Raw genomic sequence first — 15,819 nt, 5'->3', positions numbered from 1 at the left:
CGATCCGCCGTAAAGTTCGAGTTCACCACGCAAGCCTGGCCCCAAACAGCCGCGCCGAAATGGGGACAAATGACATATAGCGCCGATGGTCAAGACCGCATGGTTGCTCGGTGGTTGCTCGCGTGTACGCGATACAGCACGGCACGCGTCGGCACAGACCGACACGACGACGGGGATAATCCCAGCCACGACAATACAGAACAGCACTTCGTGACACTGAGCGACATCAACCGAGGATTCTCATAATCCGTGGGTCGTGGGTTCAAGTCCCACCCGCCCTACTCTGTGATGTCTCAGGACATCGGAAACCCTCTGGGATCGAGGATCAGTTCGCGCAGGAGTTCCCCGGTGATGGCGTTGACGATGCGGACGTGCAAGTCGTCGACGAGCAGGATGACGTGGGTTCGGGCGTGGGTTCGGCCGATGCCGAGGTGGTGCAATCGGCCGTTCACGCGCAGGGTGACGACGCCGGAGGGGTCGATGCGGTCGTGGCGTACGCGGGCGTGGGTGTCGGCGTCGCGGCTGCTGTCGGGCAGGGCCTTGGGCGTCGCGGCGTAGACCGCTGCCGGGGTGGCGCGGTGCGGCAGGGACCGGTGCGGGCGGTGGTGGTTGTTGTTGTAGGCGTCGCAGAAGCGGTCGACAAGCGCCTGCAAGTCGGCCAGAGTGGCCGGCTGGTGGGGCTGGGCGCGCAGCCAGTTCTTCATCGTCTGCGTAGGGTCGGCCGAACGGCGAGGTGCCAGCGTTGTGGGCTGGTCCTTTTCCGTTCGGCCTCCCTCCGAACCGGGCGGACCCGTTTCCGAGTACCCGGCTCTCCAGCGATCTACTGCGTGAGCGGTGTTGCAGGGTGCCCATGGATGAGGTCATGGCAATCGCCGCAGACCACGAGAGCTTTGCGGCGGATCTTGGCCATGGCTTCCACCCATGCGGGCCGCGGGTCACCGGACTTGCCGAGATCGGCGAGTCGGCGGATGTGATGAATCTGAATGCCATCCGTTTGAGCGGGATGCCGCCGAACCAGGCGACCAGCGGTTTCCTGCCCTCGCGGTCGACCTTGGCCTCGAACCGCGTGCGCAGCCCGTGCGGTGTGGAGATCTTGGCCTTGAAGCGGGCCGCCATCTTCGTCACCGTTGAGCGGTGCTTGCGGGCCAGGGTGTGAAGCATGGAGGTTTCCACGACCCAGCGCAGCCGGTGCAGTCGGAAGATGTCACTGGCGAGCAGGTAGAACTGGACGACGCCCCGGTACTCGGCCCCGAATCGGGCGACGATGTTGTAGTCGCTCTCGTTGATCATCGGGTTCCGGCACGCAGGTTTGCCGCCTGACAAGTACGGGGCGGACTTGGCCTTGACCACCGAAGCGGGAACGCGCTGGACGACCGCCCCGTTAAGTGAACGGCGATTACGCCGGTCACTCGCAGACGGCCTTCGCGTCCTGGTCGCGCTGCTCGCAACGGTGATCTCATAACCGAGGAAGCTGGCCCGCTGAGTGCGGGCATGGGTGATCAGAGTCTTATCCGCTGATAGCTCCAACTTGAGATCATCACGCAGGAACGCCGCCAGGCGGCTCTTGATCTGTTCGGCCTCGGCTTTGGGTCCGGCGAACCCGAGCAAGGTGTCGTCGGCGTATCGGCAGTAGCGCAGCCTTCGATAGCCGAGATCACGAGGATCCTGACTGGGCAGGCTCTGCAGCCGCCGGTAGAGTTTCCGCACCTCGGCGCGGTCTCCAGCGCGGCGGGCTCTGACGATCGCCGCTTCCACCGCCCGGTATTTGCGGGTTGCGAGCCCGCAGCCGCCCCCGAGTGAACTCGGGAATCAGAGTCTTCTCGACGAAGACGTCGAGCTTGTGCAGATAGATGTTCGACAAGATGGGGGACGCGATGCCGCCCTGCGGGACCCCGCTGAGCGTCGCATTCCACCTCCAGTCCTCCAAATATCCGGCTGTCAGCATGTGGCGCAGCAGCCGCAGGAATCGGTTGTCGCGAATCTTCTCCGCGAGGATCGAGAGCATGACCTCGTGGTCCAGGCTCCCAAAGCAGTCGGAGATGTCTCCCTCGATGAACCAGGTCGTCCCGGTCCAGGTGTTGGCCACCTCCCGCAATGCGGTGTGGCAGCCTCGTCCGGGCCGGAACCCGTGGGAATGGTCGGAGAACGTCGGCTCGTAGTAGGCCTCCGATAACAGGCGTACAACTTCGCCAACGAGCTTGTCCGACCAGGTGGGCATGCCCAGCGGGCGCGTCTTGCCGTTCTTCTTCGGGATGTGCGTCCGACGGACCCGGGCCGAACCGGTAGCGCTCGTGGCGCATCGCGGTAATGATCCGTTCGATCTTCCGGACCGACATGCCGTCCACGGTCTCCTGCGTGGCCCCTGGCGTCATCGCACCCTTGTTGGCGTAGATGCGGCCATAGGCCAGCAGATACAACTCACTGCACGGCAGGCCGCGCCTGCCGCGCTCACGCAGGACACCCAGCACCGTTTCGGCACTCTGCATTGCGCATACCTCCCGATTTTGTGGTGTCCCGATCGCCTGGCCTCCTTCGCCCGTGTGGACGGCTTTCCCGCCCTCCTTGGCCGGTCGTGACTCCGGCGACTACTACGAGGCCTCAGTCGCCGTGGGGCTCGCGCCCGATAGGCGATCCCACGTTCGTCACGGTCGTACGTGACAGCGTGAGGTAGGCGTCCCGTTCGTCTCCTTCAATGCCCTCACTGGACATCGCTCCAGCGCCCCGGAGGTTGCCTGCGTCTGTTCCATCACCGTCAGGCAGGGCCGGCGCCGGTTTCAGGAGTCTTTTCGGCGGATGTGAACTTCCATCTTCGGGGTTGAGGAACCCAGGAACAATGGTTGGCGCTGAGAATGATCTTGAGCGGAATGTGACGTTCGGTTTCGGTGTGTGATCGCCCGGGCTCCGAGATTCGGGCATCTGGCATGATCGTCGCTTTGACGGTGATCAGTGACATCTCTGCCGTTGTCACCCATGCCTGTGGGGTTTTTGTCTGATGACCAGGTCAGGACGTACACGGCGTTCGAGGAGCTGCCGTCGCTGTCGGATTTGGAGAAGTTCTTCTTCCTGGACGCGTTCGATCGGGATGTGATCGCCAAGTCACGCCAGGACTCGCATCGCCTGGGCGTGGCCGTCCAGATCGGGACGGTCCGTTACAAGGGGCTGTTCCTGGAGGATCCGCTGGCGGTGCCGTGGCCGGTGGTGGACTATCTGGCCGAGCAGCTGGGATCGGCGATCCGTCGCAGGTGAAGAGGTATGGGGAGCGGCTGAAGACGGCGTATGAGCACGCGTGGATGATCCGGGACGCCTACGGTTACCACGACTTTGATGATCATGAGTCGTGGGAGGGGCGGGTGCTGGCGAGGCGGTTCCGGACGTTCCTGCACGGCCGGGCGTGGACGCATGCAGAGGGGCCGACAGCGCTGTTCGATCAGTCGGTGGCGTGGCTGCGCAGGCATCGGGTGCTGCTGCCCGGGGTGACGATGCTGGAGCGTCTGGTGGCCAGCGTCCGTGAGCAGTCCGACGAGCGTTTGTACGCGACGGTGGCGCGTCAGGTGGAGCGCGCTGATGTGACGTTGCGGCGGATGAAGACGCTCGCGAAATACGGGGCGGGCAGCAAGGCGCCGCTGCTGGCGCGGCGGGCTGGCCGAGACCACCAGGCATTGCCTTCGGTCTGGGGTGGGCTGCGTTAGGGCTCGCGGGCGGGCTGCAGGTCGTCTGCGGCGGGCGTGGGTGTAGTGCCGCCGATGGTCAGGATGCCGGTGTGGTGGAGGTGGTCGCGGGCAGCGGCGATGGCCTGCGGGGTGGTGGCGAAGACATGACCGGCAGCGTCCAGGCGGGCGATGGCGCCCAGAGCGTGCAGGGGCTGATGGTGGCCGTCGCGGATGCCGGAGACGTAGACGGTGATGCCGCGCCGCTGCAACCGTTCGATCGCGTCGGCCAGCACCAGGGCGCCGCTTGCGTCGATGGTGGTGACGCGGGACATACGCAAGATGACCACCGAAACGTCGGCGACTTTGGACAGTTGGAGCAGGAAGCGGTGGGCGGCGGCGAAGAACAGCGGCCCGTCCAGTCGATAGGCGACGATGTGCTCGGCGAGCAGAGCGTGTTCTTCCTCGGTGTGGTCGCCTGGCAGATCCGGCCGCAGGGGCATGGCCTCGAGGCGTACCTGGCGGGCGATCGCCCGCAACGCCAGCGCCCCGGCTACGAGCAGGCCGAGGATGACGGCCTGGACCAGGTCGAGGGCCAGGGTGGCGATCGCGGTCAGGACAAGTACCACGGCGTCGCCGCGGGTGGAGCGCAGCATCGCCCGTACCGAGCCGACCTGGACCATGCGGATCGCGGTGGCCAGCAGCACCCCGGCCAGCGCGGCCAGCGGGATCTTGGCGACCAGGTCGGCGGCGGTGAACACGATCACGGCCAGGATGGCGGCATGGGCCAGCGCGGCCAGCCGTGACTGCGCGCCGGAGCGCACGTTGACCGCGGTGCGGGCGATCGCGCCGGTCGCCGGGACGCCGCCGAACAGCGGCGCGGCCAGGTTGGCCAGACCCTGGCCGAACAGCTCGCGGTCCGGGTCGTGCTGGTGGTTGACGCTCATGCCGTCGGCGACCGCGGCTGACAGCAGCGACTCCAGGGCGGCCAGCGCGGCCACCGCCACGGCAGGGGCGATCAGCGTGCCCAGCGTCGCCACATCGAGGAAGGCCAGCGAGGGGGCGGGCAGCCCGGCCGGCAACTGGCCGATACGCGCCACGTCCAGGCCGGTCAGCCCGGCCGCGATGGTGGCGGCGGCCACCGCGATCAGGGAGAACGGCACGGTGGGCCGCCAGCGCGCCCCGGCCAGCATCAGCGCGGCCACCCCAGCGGCGATCGCCGGCGCCCACCCGTTCGGGTGGGCGGTGAAGTCGAGCACGGCCTTCCAGGCCACCTCGGTGACCTTCTCGCCCTGCGGGATCGCGACGCCGAGCGCGGCCGGGACCTGCTGCAGGCCGATCACGCAGGCGATGCCGAGGGTGAATCCCTCCACCACCGGGGCCGGGACCAGCGCCATGTAGCGGCCCGCCCGAGCCAAGGCCAGCGCCAGCAGGAGCAGCCCGGCCAGCACACCGACGGCCAGCACACCGGAGGCGCCGTGCTCAGCCATGATCGGTACCAAGACTACGGTCATCGCCCCGGTCGGCCCGGACACCTGCAGGGCGGATCCGCCGAACAGCGCCGCGATCGCACCGGCGACGACGGCGGTGGCCAGCCCCGCGGCTGCGCCCAGCCCGGAGGAGATGCCGAAGCCGAGCGCCAGCGGCAGCGCCACGATCGCGACTGTCAGTCCGGCCAGCAGGTCCCGTCGCGGACGGCGGCTCATCTCTGCCAGCTCCGCGCGGCCGGGTAGCAGCGCGCGCAGGCGGGCCCGGCTTACTGAGACGAACATGCTCACGCGGTGCGGCTCCCGGCCCCATCCTGTAGCAGCTCGCTGAGCAGCTCGCTTTGTCCCGCCAGCTTCTCGGTCAGCAACTCGCGCGCGGCCCGCAGCAGCCCGGCCACCTGGCCACCAGCCAGCGCGTACACCACGGTGGCGCCCTCGCGCTGCGCGGTCACCATGCCCGAGCGGCGCAGCACCGCCAGGTGCTGCGACAACCCGGTCGCCTCCACTTCCATCGCGGCCAGCAGGTCCCGCACCGGCATCGGCCCGTCCTGCAGCAGTTCCAGCACCCGGATCCGCACCGGATGGCCCAGCAGGCGGAACAGCTCGGCCTTGGCCTCGTACAGCGGCACCGACATCATCACGCCATGTCCTCCCCCGCCGGGCCCGCGCCGCGAGCCTCGGCCGTCGCCGCCTCGATGGCTGCCTCGATGCTCACCGCGTGCGCATCGGCGAGCCGCCGCACGTCCTCCCATTCGGCCTCGGCCACCAAGACCGCATGGGTGTCCCCGTCCTGGCGGGCGACCCGCAGAGCCTGCCAGGCCACCTGCGCCCGCTCTCGGACGGCCGCGGCAAATGCCGTGCTCACGTCATCCCCTACTTCCGTCGACGCCGACACCCAGGCCGGACATGCAATTGAGCAATTACGATTCTTCGCAATTACGATACCGTAGGAATGTGGGGCGTGCAGCGCGGCACCGCACCCGGGCGCCGGCATGAACCATCCACGTCAGGGCCCTTCCAGGCAGCCGCCCGCAGCGCGTGGCGCGGACCATCACACCAGCCATCGGAGCCACCTGATGCAGATGACCATCGACGCCCACCCCACCTACACGGTGATGACGATCGGTGGCCACATCACCTGGCCCGACACCGACCAGCTGGTCACGCGCATCAACCAGATGGCCGACAGCCCCCGCGGCCTCCCAGTCCTGGTGCTCGACGTCAGCCACGTCAGCCGGCCAGGCCAGGCCGCCGCCCATGTCCTGGCCCACCTCATGCGCAGGCAACGCCATTCCGGGCACGGACGCATCATCCTGGCCGGCCCCACCGACCCACTGCGGCGCATCCTCAACCGAGCGGGCCTGCTGGGCTACCTGGAACAACACCCCACCCTCAGCCAAGCCATCAGCGCCGCGCGCTCCATCCAGTAGCCCGCCCGCGCCAGGACGGGGCCTGATCACCAGCGATTCTTTCTTCCTCAGGCGCCCACCTCTGACGTGCCGATGCGCTTCTACGCCTGGACAGGCGTCGCATGTCGGTGAAAGACCTGCTGTAGAAGGATCTTTCAGCGACATGCAGACATGCCGCGAGCTGCTGGCGCTGGGATGATCACGGTGTGGGTGTTCCGTTTGGGGATCCTCAATCGGAACACCCACCGGCCGAGACAGAACCCCAGGTCGAGGTGTTCCGTATAGGTGTTCCGTGCAATGTTCCGGTGAAGGCCCCCTATCCGGAACACTTGAGCGCGTGAACGGAACCCGCGTCGGCTACGCCCGCTGCTCGACCGACGAGCAAGATGTGATCATCCAGACCGAGCAACTGCTGACGCTCGGCGTACCCGAAGACCGGATCTACATCGACCGCGGCTTCTCCGGCACCACTTGCCGCAATCGCGCCGGTCTCGACCAGGCCCTCGCTGCTGTGTGAGACGGCAACGTCTTCACGGTGACCAAGTTCGGCCGGTTCGCTCGCAACACGGCCGAGGCCAACGAGATCCTCACCGGCCTGTCAGGGCGCGGCGTCCTGTTCGGCCTGGGCGCGTCCGTCTACGACTGGAACGACCCGTTCGGGCGGCTGTTCCTGCAGACCCTCGCCATGGTCACCGAGTTCGGGGCCAACCTCGGGCACATGTGTACCCGCGAGGACATGGCGCTGGCCAAGAAGAACGGCAAGCTCAAGGGCAAGCAACCCAAACTGCCCGAGCCCGCCCGGCGGTCCATCCGCCGCCGTTACGCCGAGGGCGAGGTGTCCCTGGCCGACCTGGCCACCGAGTACAGCGTTCGGACGCTCTACCATCCACCGCATCATCCACGGGCCAGAAACCTCCGGGTAGAGCGATCACACGCCGAAGCCGAGCGTCACACTTCGCTCAAGATCATTCTCCGCGCTAAATGACTGTGCATTTCGGCAAGATCGCACCCCGTTCCACCTCGCGCGATGACTCCGGACTGTGGTGGTGGCGGACGACCACGCGCCGGCGGCCGTAGGCGATGTCCCCCAGGTGCAGGCCCAGCACCTCACCCGGCCGTAGTCCGCCCTGCCGCATCAGCAGCACGATCGCCCGGTCCCGCTTGCCGCGCAGCTGCTCCAGCAGCGCCTTGACCTGGGCCTCGCTCAGCGGCCGCGGCACCCGCTGCACCGTCTTGACTTTCACCGCCCGGCGGACCGGACGTTGCCGACTGGCCCGCCCCATGAACGGCCGATGCCGCTCCGAGACGCGCGCCAGCGCCGGGTCCGGCCGCTTTTCGATCGGATTCAGCCGGTCGAACATCCCGGCCAGGATCACGTACTGGGCTCGTCGTCATCGTGCGCGACCTGCTGGCGGCGCCGCGGCAGCCGCCGCGCGGCTCCGGATGTGAGCCTGCGCCCCGGCGGCCGTGTCCGCCGGGGCCGCCGCCAGGTCCGGCGAAGGCCCGGGAACAGCTGGTGAACGGCGGCCGGAACCGGCCGAGCGACGACTCCACACGAAAGATAGGCGCGGGTCGGCGCCAGAGCAGGTGATGGAGCACCGGCAGTACCGCGATCCGGTCACCTACCCGCTCCGCACCCTCGAACAAGCCGCCGCCGTTTCTCAGAAACGGCAGGACCGGCAATCCTCCCAGCGTGCACAGCAGGTGCAGCCCCAGCCCCAGAAGTAGCGAGAGTGGGAGGCACAGTAGCCGTACTGCGCCCACCCGGCCAGGTCAGAGCGCCGGGCGATCTCGCGAGCCGAGCTGCTCGGCGAGGTCGTGCACGGCGCGCTCCGGGCGGCGGCGTGAATGTGGACCAGGCAGCGGACGCGCGCCACGGCGGGTGTGGGCGGCTCGTCGGTGTCGAGCACGTACCCCATGAGCACCTTGGCGCGGGTCCACCGTCCGCGTGCGTCGTCGTGCTGGAACCGCCGCCCCCGGCGCGGGCATACGCCCACGGGCCGCACGAGCAAGGAGATCAGACAAAGCGATCACCCAGACACCGTCGGTCGGGACACTCTCAAATACGGCACGTCCCCACGTAGCACACGTTGTCGATCTCGCAGACTACTGTCCGGCAAGTCGGGCGAGGAACGGCGTCAGCGTGTTCAGGAAGGTGTTCTTCGCCGGGGCCGCCAGCAGCGGATCCACATGGGTCATGGCGTTGTCCTCGGCATACGTCGCGTCGGTGATCCGCGACTGCGCCACCACCCAGGTGGCGGCCGCGTTGGCGGTGCCGTGCGTCAGACCGCTCTGGAACGAATACAGCGGCACGTCGATCTCGTGGGTGTGCGACAGCCGCAGGCCCAGCCTACGAGCGACCTGGGTGTCGTCGAACGGGTCGGCGGCCTCGAGGTCGAGGCTGAGCCGGTTCGGCCAGTACCACTCGAACACTGAGGGCACAGGGCCGGCCAACGCGCGCGCAAGGGCGGCGGTCGAGGTGTACGCCGGGTTCACGCTGATGTCCGGCACCAGCGGATGCGTGACGAACAGCCACTTGAGCAGCCCTTCGTTGCTCACCTGGGCCGGTGGACGCAGCCCGGCAGGCAGGTGGCCGGCCAAGGCCGAGGGCTCGTCCGGGCGGGCCGCCGCGTACTTGCCCGCCAGCTGCTGCAAGATTGCAAACGTCTCGGTCCGGCCCACGGTGAGGGACTCGTCGAAGACCTCCCCACCCGCGATCTTGGCGAGCCGGGCGTCCGCCTGGTCGGTGGTGAGCCGGTAGGCGTAGCCCTCCCCGGCGAAGGCGTCGTGCACGCCGCCGTCGATCAGCACCAGACCTGACAGGTCGCGGTATCCGGGGTGACCGTCGAAGTCCCAGCCGGCGTAGGCGAGCGCGGTGGTCGCGCCCCATGAGTGACCGCCCAGGATCACCCGGCGGCGTCCGCCGTCGGCTGCCGCCATCACCACCCGACGCAGGTCGGCGAGCTCGACGCCGAGCCCCCACTGCCCGACGTACGGCACGGTCTGTGGCGCCTGCGACCGGTAGTGCTCACCGAGGTAGTAGTCGGCGGCCCGGTCCGGTGAGCGGCGGAACCCACGCAGGTCGGCCAGGTTCTGCTCCCGGCGATCGACGGCCCAGACCTGGGTGTCGGGCAGCCGGGCGGCCAGTTCCCTGGCGAGCGGCGCGAAGCCGCCCGCGGCGCCGAACTGGCCCGGCACCAGCACCACGACCTGCCGGGCGTCGGCGGACCCGACTTTCAGTACATGGACACGGTCATCGGCGGCCGGGCCCGGTGCGTCGGCCCCGGGCATCGACACGTAGGCCTCCCGAACCTCCCCTGTGGCGGCCCCGGCCGTGCCGGACGCTGTGGCGAGGGCCAGGGCAGCCGTGATCGCACAGGTCATGTGCTTGAGCGGGCCGGTCCACGGAATTCTCATTGCTTCCTCCTTGCGGATGTCTCGACTCGGAAGAGCACGCGGACCGGCCCGACGTTCCCTGTGCTCCCTATCACAGGAGAGGCGACGAGCGGTGACCGACGTCACTGGGAACGTGCGCCCGCTTCCAGCCCTCTTCCGTCATGAAGTGACCTCACACCATCAGGAGGCGGTACCTGTGAGACCTCAGACGCGAGTGCGTGCCGGGAGCGCGGTGGTCACGGTGCTGGCGGCGGACGCCGTCGTGCACCTGTACTGGATGACCGGCAGCACCTGGCCGGCCCGGGACCCCGGTTCACTGTCCTTGGCCGTGCTCAACATCGTGCTTCGCTCTCAAGGCCGCGTTGGAGGAGTGGATCAAGGTCTGGAACGAGGACGCCAAACCGTTCAGGTGGACCAAGACCGCCGACCAGATCCTCGACCGCATCTGCCGCTACTGCGACCGAATCTCAAAACCGGCTCACTAGGTCAGAACGGCCTCGCGTCCTACCTCCAAGCCAGGGCGACGTCGCCGCGCTTGGTCATGACCTCACCACCAAGGGCTTCGATGCTAAACGTGGCCGGCTTCCCGGCGTACCACTTGGGGCCCAGGACGGTGGTGTGGAAGGACACCGCCCAGGTGTGCTCGGTGCCATCACATTCGACGTCAAGCACGGCCGTCCCTTCGGCGTCGCCTTGCTGGACGGTCAGCTTCGCTTCTATCAAGCGGCTCAAGTAGGCGGGGCAGGTGTTCGTGCCGCTGGCTTTGAGCCCGCCACCGCAGCCTGCACGCCCTACGCCGCGACCTGCACTACGCCCAGCAGGGCACCATCGTCCGGCCTCACGTCCAAGACCAGACCGAGCAGGCCTGGTGCCTCACCCTCCTCACCAATGCCGTGATCACCTGGACCACCGAGTACTACGGCAAGGCGATCGGCGAGCTCCGCGGCCAAGGCCGCGACGTCGGCGACGAGCTGCTGTCGTTCATCGCCCCCGGTCACCGCGAGAACATCAACTTCTTCGGGTTCATCACCGTCGACATCGAAGCCGAGCTCGCCAAGCTCATCGAGGGGTGGCGGCCCCTACGCCCGACCAGGGTCCACGACGCGGGCCTGTCTTTCCTACTCAACCCGTGAGCCCGCTGCCTGGGGAACGAGACGAACATGGCTGGCGCCCCGTCCGGCTGACCAGCCTTGGCATCCGCAGGCGCGGCCGGTCCTATGACGGACACGGCCGCGGCTCAGTGCCGCCCTACTTGATCGCGGCCAGGTCCAGGACGTACATCTCGTTCTTGATCGGGTAGGTCATCAGCCGGTCGAGGCCGCCGTCGGGGATCGCCATGCCTCCCGTCGCATCCGGCCGGATGCCGAGATCGGCGGACCTGCCGGTTTCGGCGTCGTACAGCGTCAGGACGTCCTGGTTTCCCGGTCCCGTCAACGTGACCTTGAAGAAGCGCTCCAGGCCGGCGTCGTCGCCCTGCTGGAAGGTGCGTGGCAGTTCGCGCTCGTGGGAGCCGTCGCGGTCGCGGACGAACCTACGCAGGATGGTCTGGGACTGCACCGTGTCCGGGCACCGGCGAGTGCCGCACTTGATCTCCTTGCCGTTGCGGTCGCGGGGGCGTTCGACCTTGACGATCCTGTATCGCACGGCCACGCCCGCGCACCGGTCGACGCCGCACCTGACCTCCTCGTCGGCCTTGACCACGGCGTCGCGTCGCTCACCGGTCTCGACGTTGAGCAGCTCGCGGAAGATCGATTTTCCGCGGTGGATGCCCACCCACGGCCATTGCAGGATGTGGTGCCGCTCGGCGCCCTTCACCGGCTGCGGCGTGCCCCCGCTCAGCGGCACCCGATAAACCCCGCCCTTCTCGTAGGCGAAGACCACGTCCGAGCCCGTCACCGCAAGCCCGTTGATGCGCTCCTGCTTCATGACGTTTCCGAGGGGGACGTCGGTCACCGGCCGAGGCTGGCCGCCGGTGGCCGGCACCGTCCAGATCCGGGCGACCCGCGGGCTGCCCGCCTCCTTGTAGGACGCCCACCAGACGATGTTGCCGCCACCGGAGGCGACGTCGTCGGCGAAGATCGTCGAAGCTCTGCTGGCGCAAAAGCGCTACGACGCCATGACCGTCGGCGACATCGCCCAGGGCGCAGGCATCACCCGCGGCGCCCTGTACTTCTACTTCGGCTCCAAGCAAGAAGTAGTCACGGCACTCGTGGCCCGGACCGTTGAGCACCTGTGGGAGCGCTCGCGGGCCACCGCGGAGACCGACGATCCGCGTCAGGCCATCGCTGCGGCCATGCAGCGCACGGTCGAGCTGTGGAACGAGCACGGCCTGGTCATGCGCACGGCGATCGACCTGTCGTTGACCGTGCCGGAGATCGGCGAGCTGTGGAGCCATACGGCCGACTTGTTCATCGCGGCCATCACCGCCGTCCTGGAACGAGCTGGCGTTCCGATCGGCACCGAGCCAGAACAAGCGCCGGCGATGGCCCGCACCCTGTGCTGGATGATCGAGAGGACCTTCTACCACGCCTCGCAGGACTCCCGCGAGGAGTTGCAGAAGGTATCGTCGACCTGCGAACACATCTGGCTGATCAGCGCCGGCCTGACCACCTGACGCATCTGTTAAGAAGATGGGTCCGCGGCAATGCGTACTCGAAGGCATGGAGCGCACTACGAGAGACAGGCTCAAGGTCGGCGATCCGCCAAGGCAGAGCCATCGGCTGGGCGCAAGAGCGTGGTTCTGACCAGATAACCCCCGCATCGGCGCCCAGCAGGATCACGTCCTCGCCGCCGCGCCGCTCCGTCGGCATCCGCTGCCACCGCCGCACCATCGCTCTTGCCCTCGTGCGCGGTACTGATCACGCCACCGGCACCGGTCTCGTTGGCCTGCTGTTTTGGTGGATCACCCACCGCTAAGCCGCACTCGTACGCCTACTACGGGCGTGCAGACCACTCCGCACATCCGTGCACGCGACTTCGAAAACTGACAGCGTTCATCGGACTGCTATACGTGCAGGTCAGTCATATCCGTTGGATGTTCGGCGGATGCTACGGCAAGGCCGTACTCGGTCTGCTGTCGGCATCGGAGAACCGGCGCCGCTCGCGCGCCTGACGGCAGGGCCTGTCCAGTGATCGACGTGCACCGTGAGGCGCCGTGATTCGTGCGGAGGGGAGACCTTCACCCCCGGCGGAACGCCTCGCGGAGCTCCTGGCGACCTGCGCCTGACCTAGAGGGTATCTCTGTGAACAGTTGATCGGCCTCTCCAAAGGCCGACGGCGTCGCGTCATGGAAACTTGTCGGCATGGATAGCTTCGCGGACCGACTCGACGGCGCATGGCGGTGGTGGTCCGCCGCCATTGAGGAATCGCAGGAGGGGCGCTGGGTTCGTAGTGCCGTGGAACGGCAGGTGATGGAGGACATCAAGGCCGCCACCAACACACTGCATGGTGGACGGATGGCCCCATTCACCGAGGACTCGTGGCATGCGCGTATCGGGCGGATCGCCAATTGGGCTGGCGTCCTCCGGTTGGCCGCCCGGGCAGGTGGATGGGAACTTCAACCTGTCGTCGGGCACAGTCCGACGCACCCTGCGGGCATGGCCGAGCTGCTGTCCGGTATCTATGCGGTCGGCGAGCAGGGCGAGATGTGGATGAAGGAGTTCCAAGGGGGCGGGCTACCACCAGAAGATGATGTTGCCAAGGCCGAAGGCTTCTTGACCGGGCCGGGGTCCATCGAAGATCTTGAGCTGTTCTTCTACGACTGAAACCCACCCTTCCATTGTCAGCGTCGCGTCCAGATGAAGGGTTGCCGTATTCCCCGCAACTCAGGGAATACGGCAACCCAGTCGGCTCGCTATGCCGGCAGTCGCCAGTAATGGATCAACGTGTTGCGACGACCCCTCGAATGCGCCATTGCGGTGACGGCGTTTAGCAGGTGGCGAGCATCTCCATGAGGGCCTCCTTTTCGCTGGCCTGCATGGACAGGCCCCAGTCGTGCTTGACGTCGATCCAGCTCCGTGCGTACTAAGAGATAAGTCTTGGGTTCCTTGAGGTCTCTGTGGCCTGACTAGGCCCTGGACATGCACCTTCTGCTTGGGGCTCCGGGAATTTCGGATGTTGATGAGACTTCAGAGATTCTGACTCGGTGTGGGTCATGCTGATCAACGTTAGCCGGGCGGCCCTTCACCGGTTCGGGGTTCGCGCCGCCGTCCCTTGTCGGTGCCGTTCTGGTCGCGTAGGGCTGCCGCGCGGGTCGTGCCCAGCTCGGCGACGAGGATCTGCAGCAGGCCAGGGAAGTGCCGCTCGAGGTCCGTCCTGCACAGCCGCAGCGCGCTCCCGTTGCCGTGATCGCGTTGCGTGACCAGGCCCGCTTCCCGCAGGACCCGGAAATGATGGGTACGGGTGGCCTTCGTCACCGGCAGGTCGAACGACCCGCAGGCGCGCTCCCGGTCCTCCGGGTCGGCCGCGAGCTCGGCCACCATCCGCCGCCGGGAGTCGTCGGCTAGCGCGGCGAACACCTTGCCGATCTCCATGCCCTCCCCTTCTAGGTATGGCTTGCATCGTACCTCGGCGCACGGCTAGCCTCCACAGGTATGAACATCGTCATACCTGAAGGAAGCGGCCCCATCGGGATCTACGGGTTCGCCCGCCCGCGTCCCGAGCGCGCCGAGGACCTGGAACGGCTGCTGCTGTCGTTCGTCGAGCCGACCCGCGCCGAGCCGGGCGCCTGGCAGTACCAGGTCCACCGCGACGCGTCCGACCCCACCACGCTGGTCTTCTACGAGCTGTGGCGCTCCAGGGACGACCTGCGCGACCACCTCGCCCAGCCCGGCCTCGTCGAGTTCCAGCAGACTCGCATGGAGTACCTGCGCGAGGACCTGGAGATCCACTGGCTGACGCCTCTCAGCGCGGACGCCCCGGCCGAGCCCCTGCGACCGGATCTTCCGCGGGCGGCTGCCGGAGGTCGAGATGGTCAATCCGACCGCGGCCTTCGTCATCCCTTCCCTGGGTGATCCGTTGAGCACGTTCTCACCGCTGATCGAGGAGGTCGACCGGTCCGGCGCGCGGCTCGTCGGAGCCGCGGCGGCGTCGAACGACGACCAGGTACGCGCTCCGTCGGCGCTCCCCGCATGGACCCGCGGTCAGGTGCTCGTGTACCTCGCCCGCAGTGCCGACGCCTGCACCTGGCTGCTGCGCTCGGCCTGCGGACACCCCGACCCGGGCAGCAGACCGGACACGGCTCCACCGCCCGACACCGCCGAGACCAGGGCCGAGACCAGGGCCGAGAGCGGGGCCGAGAGCGGGGCCGAGAGCGGGGCCGAGAGCGGGGCCGAACTCGCCGCCGGCGTGCGCCACCGCCTGGCGCGCTTCGTCGAGGAGGCCGGCTCGACGCCCTCCGACGCCTGGAACCGGCTGGTCATGGCGCTGGCGGGCTGGCGGCACCCGGCATGGTTCACCCTGAGGCGGTGCCTGCGCGAACTCGAGACCCACCATGTCGACCTGTGCTGCGGCTACCGCACGGCCGACTGGCCGGCCTCCTACGTCAGGTGGGCGCTCGACGACACGTTCGCACGCTGACGGCGCGGCGTTTCCCCATCGGTTCGGCCGAGGCCGTCGATCTGGGTCACCAGTGGGAGCTCACCCCCGGCAGGCCCGAAATCTCCGCCCCCGGGCACACACTGCTCGGCTGGCTCGCCAGCCGCACGCCCGGCCCCGGCGAGAACCTGCCGGTCCCGCCGCCCTGGCCGCAACCACCCACCCCCGGCTGGGGCCGCCCACGCCACCCCTAAAGGGTGTTGCAGAAATCTATGTGCAGGCAGGTCAGGACGATTTTCGGGCAATCGTGCTCATGCCGTGAGGGCGAGGTTGTGCATGTGTGCG

The 15,819-nt window shown here is 67.9% G+C and carries 18 protein-coding genes and 4 pseudogenes; 9 read left to right on the top strand and 13 right to left on the bottom strand.

Features of this window, described 5'->3' with window-relative positions; all coding sequences use genetic code 11:
- Positions 1–293: 293 nt before the first annotated feature.
- The 4 genes and pseudogenes from ABZX61_RS64645 to ABZX61_RS64630 all read right to left on the bottom strand — a co-directional run bounded on the left by ABZX61_RS64645 (position 294) and on the right by ABZX61_RS64630 (position 2,218).
- Positions 294–704, bottom strand: coding sequence for a hypothetical protein (locus ABZX61_RS64645; RefSeq protein ID WP_355212927.1), 411 nt, complete (start codon positions 702–704; stop codon positions 294–296).
- Between the two features lie 116 nt (positions 705–820).
- Positions 821–970 carry a hypothetical protein gene (locus ABZX61_RS64640; protein ID WP_355212925.1) on the bottom strand — a complete coding sequence of 50 codons (150 nt, stop codon included), beginning with the start codon at positions 968–970 and terminating at the stop codon, positions 821–823.
- A 167-nt stretch (positions 971–1,137) separates the two neighbouring features.
- Positions 1,138–1,290: pseudogene (locus ABZX61_RS64635) on the bottom strand (group II intron reverse transcriptase/maturase); the annotation flags it as partial.
- Positions 1,291–1,654: 364 nt separating this feature from the next.
- On the bottom strand, positions 1,655–2,218 hold the full coding sequence (locus ABZX61_RS64630; RefSeq protein ID WP_355212887.1) for a reverse transcriptase/maturase family protein: 564 nt from the start codon (positions 2,216–2,218) through the stop codon (positions 1,655–1,657).
- A gap of 752 nt (positions 2,219–2,970) precedes the next feature.
- Between ABZX61_RS64630 and ABZX61_RS64625 the strand changes: the two are divergent.
- A pseudogene (locus tag ABZX61_RS64625) lies at positions 2,971–3,689 on the top strand (DUF4158 domain-containing protein).
- Here the strand turns inward: ABZX61_RS64625 and ABZX61_RS64620 are convergent.
- Genes ABZX61_RS64620 through ABZX61_RS64610 form a run of 3 tightly spaced genes read right to left on the bottom strand, consistent with a single transcriptional unit; the run spans position 3,686 to position 5,999 of the window.
- Positions 3,686–5,419, bottom strand: a complete 1,734-nt coding sequence (locus tag ABZX61_RS64620) for a SulP family inorganic anion transporter (protein WP_355212923.1) — start codon at positions 5,417–5,419, stop codon at positions 3,686–3,688. The pseudogene ABZX61_RS64625 and the gene ABZX61_RS64620 overlap by 4 nt on opposite strands.
- A gap of 2 nt (positions 5,420–5,421) precedes the next feature.
- Complete coding sequence (locus ABZX61_RS64615) at positions 5,422–5,769, bottom strand: metalloregulator ArsR/SmtB family transcription factor (protein WP_355212921.1); 348 nt, start codon at positions 5,767–5,769, stop codon at positions 5,422–5,424.
- Positions 5,770–5,771: 2 nt separating this feature from the next.
- On the bottom strand, positions 5,772–5,999 hold the full coding sequence (locus ABZX61_RS64610) for a hypothetical protein (protein WP_355212885.1): 228 nt from the start codon (positions 5,997–5,999) through the stop codon (positions 5,772–5,774).
- Between the two features lie 211 nt (positions 6,000–6,210).
- On the opposite strand from ABZX61_RS64610, the gene ABZX61_RS64605 reads away from it, so the two are divergent.
- On the top strand, positions 6,211–6,564 hold the full coding sequence (locus ABZX61_RS64605) for an STAS domain-containing protein (RefSeq protein WP_355212883.1): 354 nt from the start codon (positions 6,211–6,213) through the stop codon (positions 6,562–6,564).
- A 271-nt stretch (positions 6,565–6,835) separates the two neighbouring features.
- Positions 6,836–7,528 (top strand): annotated as a pseudogene (locus tag ABZX61_RS64600) (recombinase family protein).
- On the opposite strand, the gene ABZX61_RS64595 reads toward ABZX61_RS64600, so the two are convergent.
- The 4 genes and pseudogenes from ABZX61_RS64595 to ABZX61_RS64580 all read right to left on the bottom strand — a co-directional run bounded on the left by ABZX61_RS64595 (position 7,521) and on the right by ABZX61_RS64580 (position 10,671).
- Positions 7,521–7,904, bottom strand: coding sequence for a tyrosine-type recombinase/integrase (locus ABZX61_RS64595; protein WP_355212881.1), 384 nt, complete (start codon positions 7,902–7,904; stop codon positions 7,521–7,523). The pseudogene ABZX61_RS64600 and the gene ABZX61_RS64595 sit on opposite strands and share 8 nt — an antisense overlap.
- A 310-nt stretch (positions 7,905–8,214) precedes the next feature.
- Positions 8,215–8,354, bottom strand: a pseudogene (locus tag ABZX61_RS64590) (IS982 family transposase); the annotation flags it as partial.
- Between the two features lie 295 nt (positions 8,355–8,649).
- Complete coding sequence (locus ABZX61_RS64585; RefSeq protein WP_355212879.1) at positions 8,650–9,960, bottom strand: hypothetical protein; 1,311 nt, start codon at positions 9,958–9,960, stop codon at positions 8,650–8,652.
- Positions 9,961–10,443: 483 nt separating this feature from the next.
- Positions 10,444–10,671: a hypothetical protein gene (locus ABZX61_RS64580; protein ID WP_355212877.1), complete on the bottom strand. Its 228-nt coding sequence runs from the start codon at positions 10,669–10,671 to the stop codon at positions 10,444–10,446.
- A 50-nt stretch (positions 10,672–10,721) separates the two neighbouring features.
- Between ABZX61_RS64580 and ABZX61_RS64575 the strand changes: the two genes are divergently transcribed.
- Complete coding sequence (locus ABZX61_RS64575; protein ID WP_355212919.1) at positions 10,722–11,072, top strand: Tn3 family transposase; 351 nt, start codon at positions 10,722–10,724, stop codon at positions 11,070–11,072.
- A 115-nt stretch (positions 11,073–11,187) separates the two neighbouring features.
- Here ABZX61_RS64575 and ABZX61_RS64570 read toward each other — a convergent pair whose 3' ends face one another.
- Positions 11,188–11,892, bottom strand: coding sequence for a hypothetical protein (locus ABZX61_RS64570; protein ID WP_355212875.1), 705 nt, complete (start codon positions 11,890–11,892; stop codon positions 11,188–11,190).
- A gap of 88 nt (positions 11,893–11,980) precedes the next feature.
- On the opposite strand from ABZX61_RS64570, the gene ABZX61_RS64565 reads away from it, so the two are divergent.
- A complete protein-coding gene (locus ABZX61_RS64565; RefSeq protein WP_355212873.1) occupies positions 11,981–12,553 on the top strand; it encodes a TetR/AcrR family transcriptional regulator in 573 nt (190 codons plus the stop codon).
- A 688-nt stretch (positions 12,554–13,241) separates the two neighbouring features.
- Entirely contained in the window at positions 13,242–13,703 is a 462-nt protein-coding gene (locus tag ABZX61_RS64560; RefSeq protein WP_355212871.1) for a hypothetical protein, read from the top strand.
- 402 nt (positions 13,704–14,105) lie between these two features.
- Here the strand turns inward: ABZX61_RS64560 and ABZX61_RS64555 are convergent, their stop codons facing one another.
- Complete coding sequence (locus ABZX61_RS64555; RefSeq protein WP_355212869.1) at positions 14,106–14,471, bottom strand: ArsR family transcriptional regulator; 366 nt, start codon at positions 14,469–14,471, stop codon at positions 14,106–14,108.
- 60 nt (positions 14,472–14,531) lie between these two features.
- On the opposite strand from ABZX61_RS64555, the gene ABZX61_RS64550 reads away from it, so the two are divergent.
- From ABZX61_RS64550 to ABZX61_RS64540, 3 genes are read left to right on the top strand one after another with little or no spacing between them, the layout of a single operon-like run.
- Positions 14,532–14,951 carry a putative quinol monooxygenase gene (locus ABZX61_RS64550; protein WP_355212867.1) on the top strand — a complete coding sequence of 140 codons (420 nt, stop codon included), beginning with the start codon at positions 14,532–14,534 and terminating at the stop codon, positions 14,949–14,951.
- Positions 14,952–14,955: 4 nt separating this feature from the next.
- A complete protein-coding gene (locus ABZX61_RS64545) occupies positions 14,956–15,516 on the top strand; it encodes a maleylpyruvate isomerase N-terminal domain-containing protein (protein WP_355212865.1) in 561 nt (186 codons plus the stop codon).
- Positions 15,486–15,728, top strand: a complete 243-nt coding sequence (locus ABZX61_RS64540; RefSeq protein ID WP_355212863.1) for a hypothetical protein — start codon at positions 15,486–15,488, stop codon at positions 15,726–15,728. The genes ABZX61_RS64545 and ABZX61_RS64540 overlap by 31 nt, the downstream gene beginning before the upstream one ends.
- Positions 15,729–15,819 lie beyond the last annotated feature (91 nt).

It is taken from the genome of Nonomuraea sp. NPDC003709 (assembly GCF_040610775.1).
GTDB lineage: Bacteria > Actinomycetota > Actinomycetes > Streptosporangiales > Streptosporangiaceae > Nonomuraea > Nonomuraea angiospora_A.
This window is presented reverse-complemented; position numbering and strand designations above follow the sequence as displayed.

What these genes read in the sequence shown, in the direction of transcription:
- ABZX61_RS64645 (WP_355212927.1), bottom strand. Translation starts at nt 704, where the DNA reads ATGAAGAACTGGCTGCGCGCCCAGCCCCACCAGCCGGCCACTCTGGCC.
- ABZX61_RS64630 (WP_355212887.1), bottom strand. Translation starts at nt 2,218, where the DNA reads ATGCCCACCTGGTCGGACAAGCTCGTTGGCGAAGTTGTACGCCTGTTA.
- ABZX61_RS64620 (WP_355212923.1), bottom strand. Translation starts at nt 5,419, where the DNA reads ATGTTCGTCTCAGTAAGCCGGGCCCGCCTGCGCGCGCTGCTACCCGGC.
- ABZX61_RS64615 (WP_355212921.1), bottom strand. Translation starts at nt 5,769, where the DNA reads ATGTCGGTGCCGCTGTACGAGGCCAAGGCCGAGCTGTTCCGCCTGCTG.
- ABZX61_RS64605 (WP_355212883.1), top strand. Translation starts at nt 6,211, where the DNA reads ATGCAGATGACCATCGACGCCCACCCCACCTACACGGTGATGACGATC.
- ABZX61_RS64595 (WP_355212881.1), bottom strand. Translation starts at nt 7,904, where the DNA reads ATGTTCGACCGGCTGAATCCGATCGAAAAGCGGCCGGACCCGGCGCTG.
- ABZX61_RS64585 (WP_355212879.1), bottom strand. Translation starts at nt 9,960, where the DNA reads ATGAGAATTCCGTGGACCGGCCCGCTCAAGCACATGACCTGTGCGATC.
- ABZX61_RS64565 (WP_355212873.1), top strand. Translation starts at nt 11,981, where the DNA reads ATGTTGCCGCCACCGGAGGCGACGTCGTCGGCGAAGATCGTCGAAGCT.
- ABZX61_RS64560 (WP_355212871.1), top strand. Translation starts at nt 13,242, where the DNA reads ATGGATAGCTTCGCGGACCGACTCGACGGCGCATGGCGGTGGTGGTCC.
- ABZX61_RS64555 (WP_355212869.1), bottom strand. Translation starts at nt 14,471, where the DNA reads ATGGAGATCGGCAAGGTGTTCGCCGCGCTAGCCGACGACTCCCGGCGG.
- ABZX61_RS64550 (WP_355212867.1), top strand. Translation starts at nt 14,532, where the DNA reads ATGAACATCGTCATACCTGAAGGAAGCGGCCCCATCGGGATCTACGGG.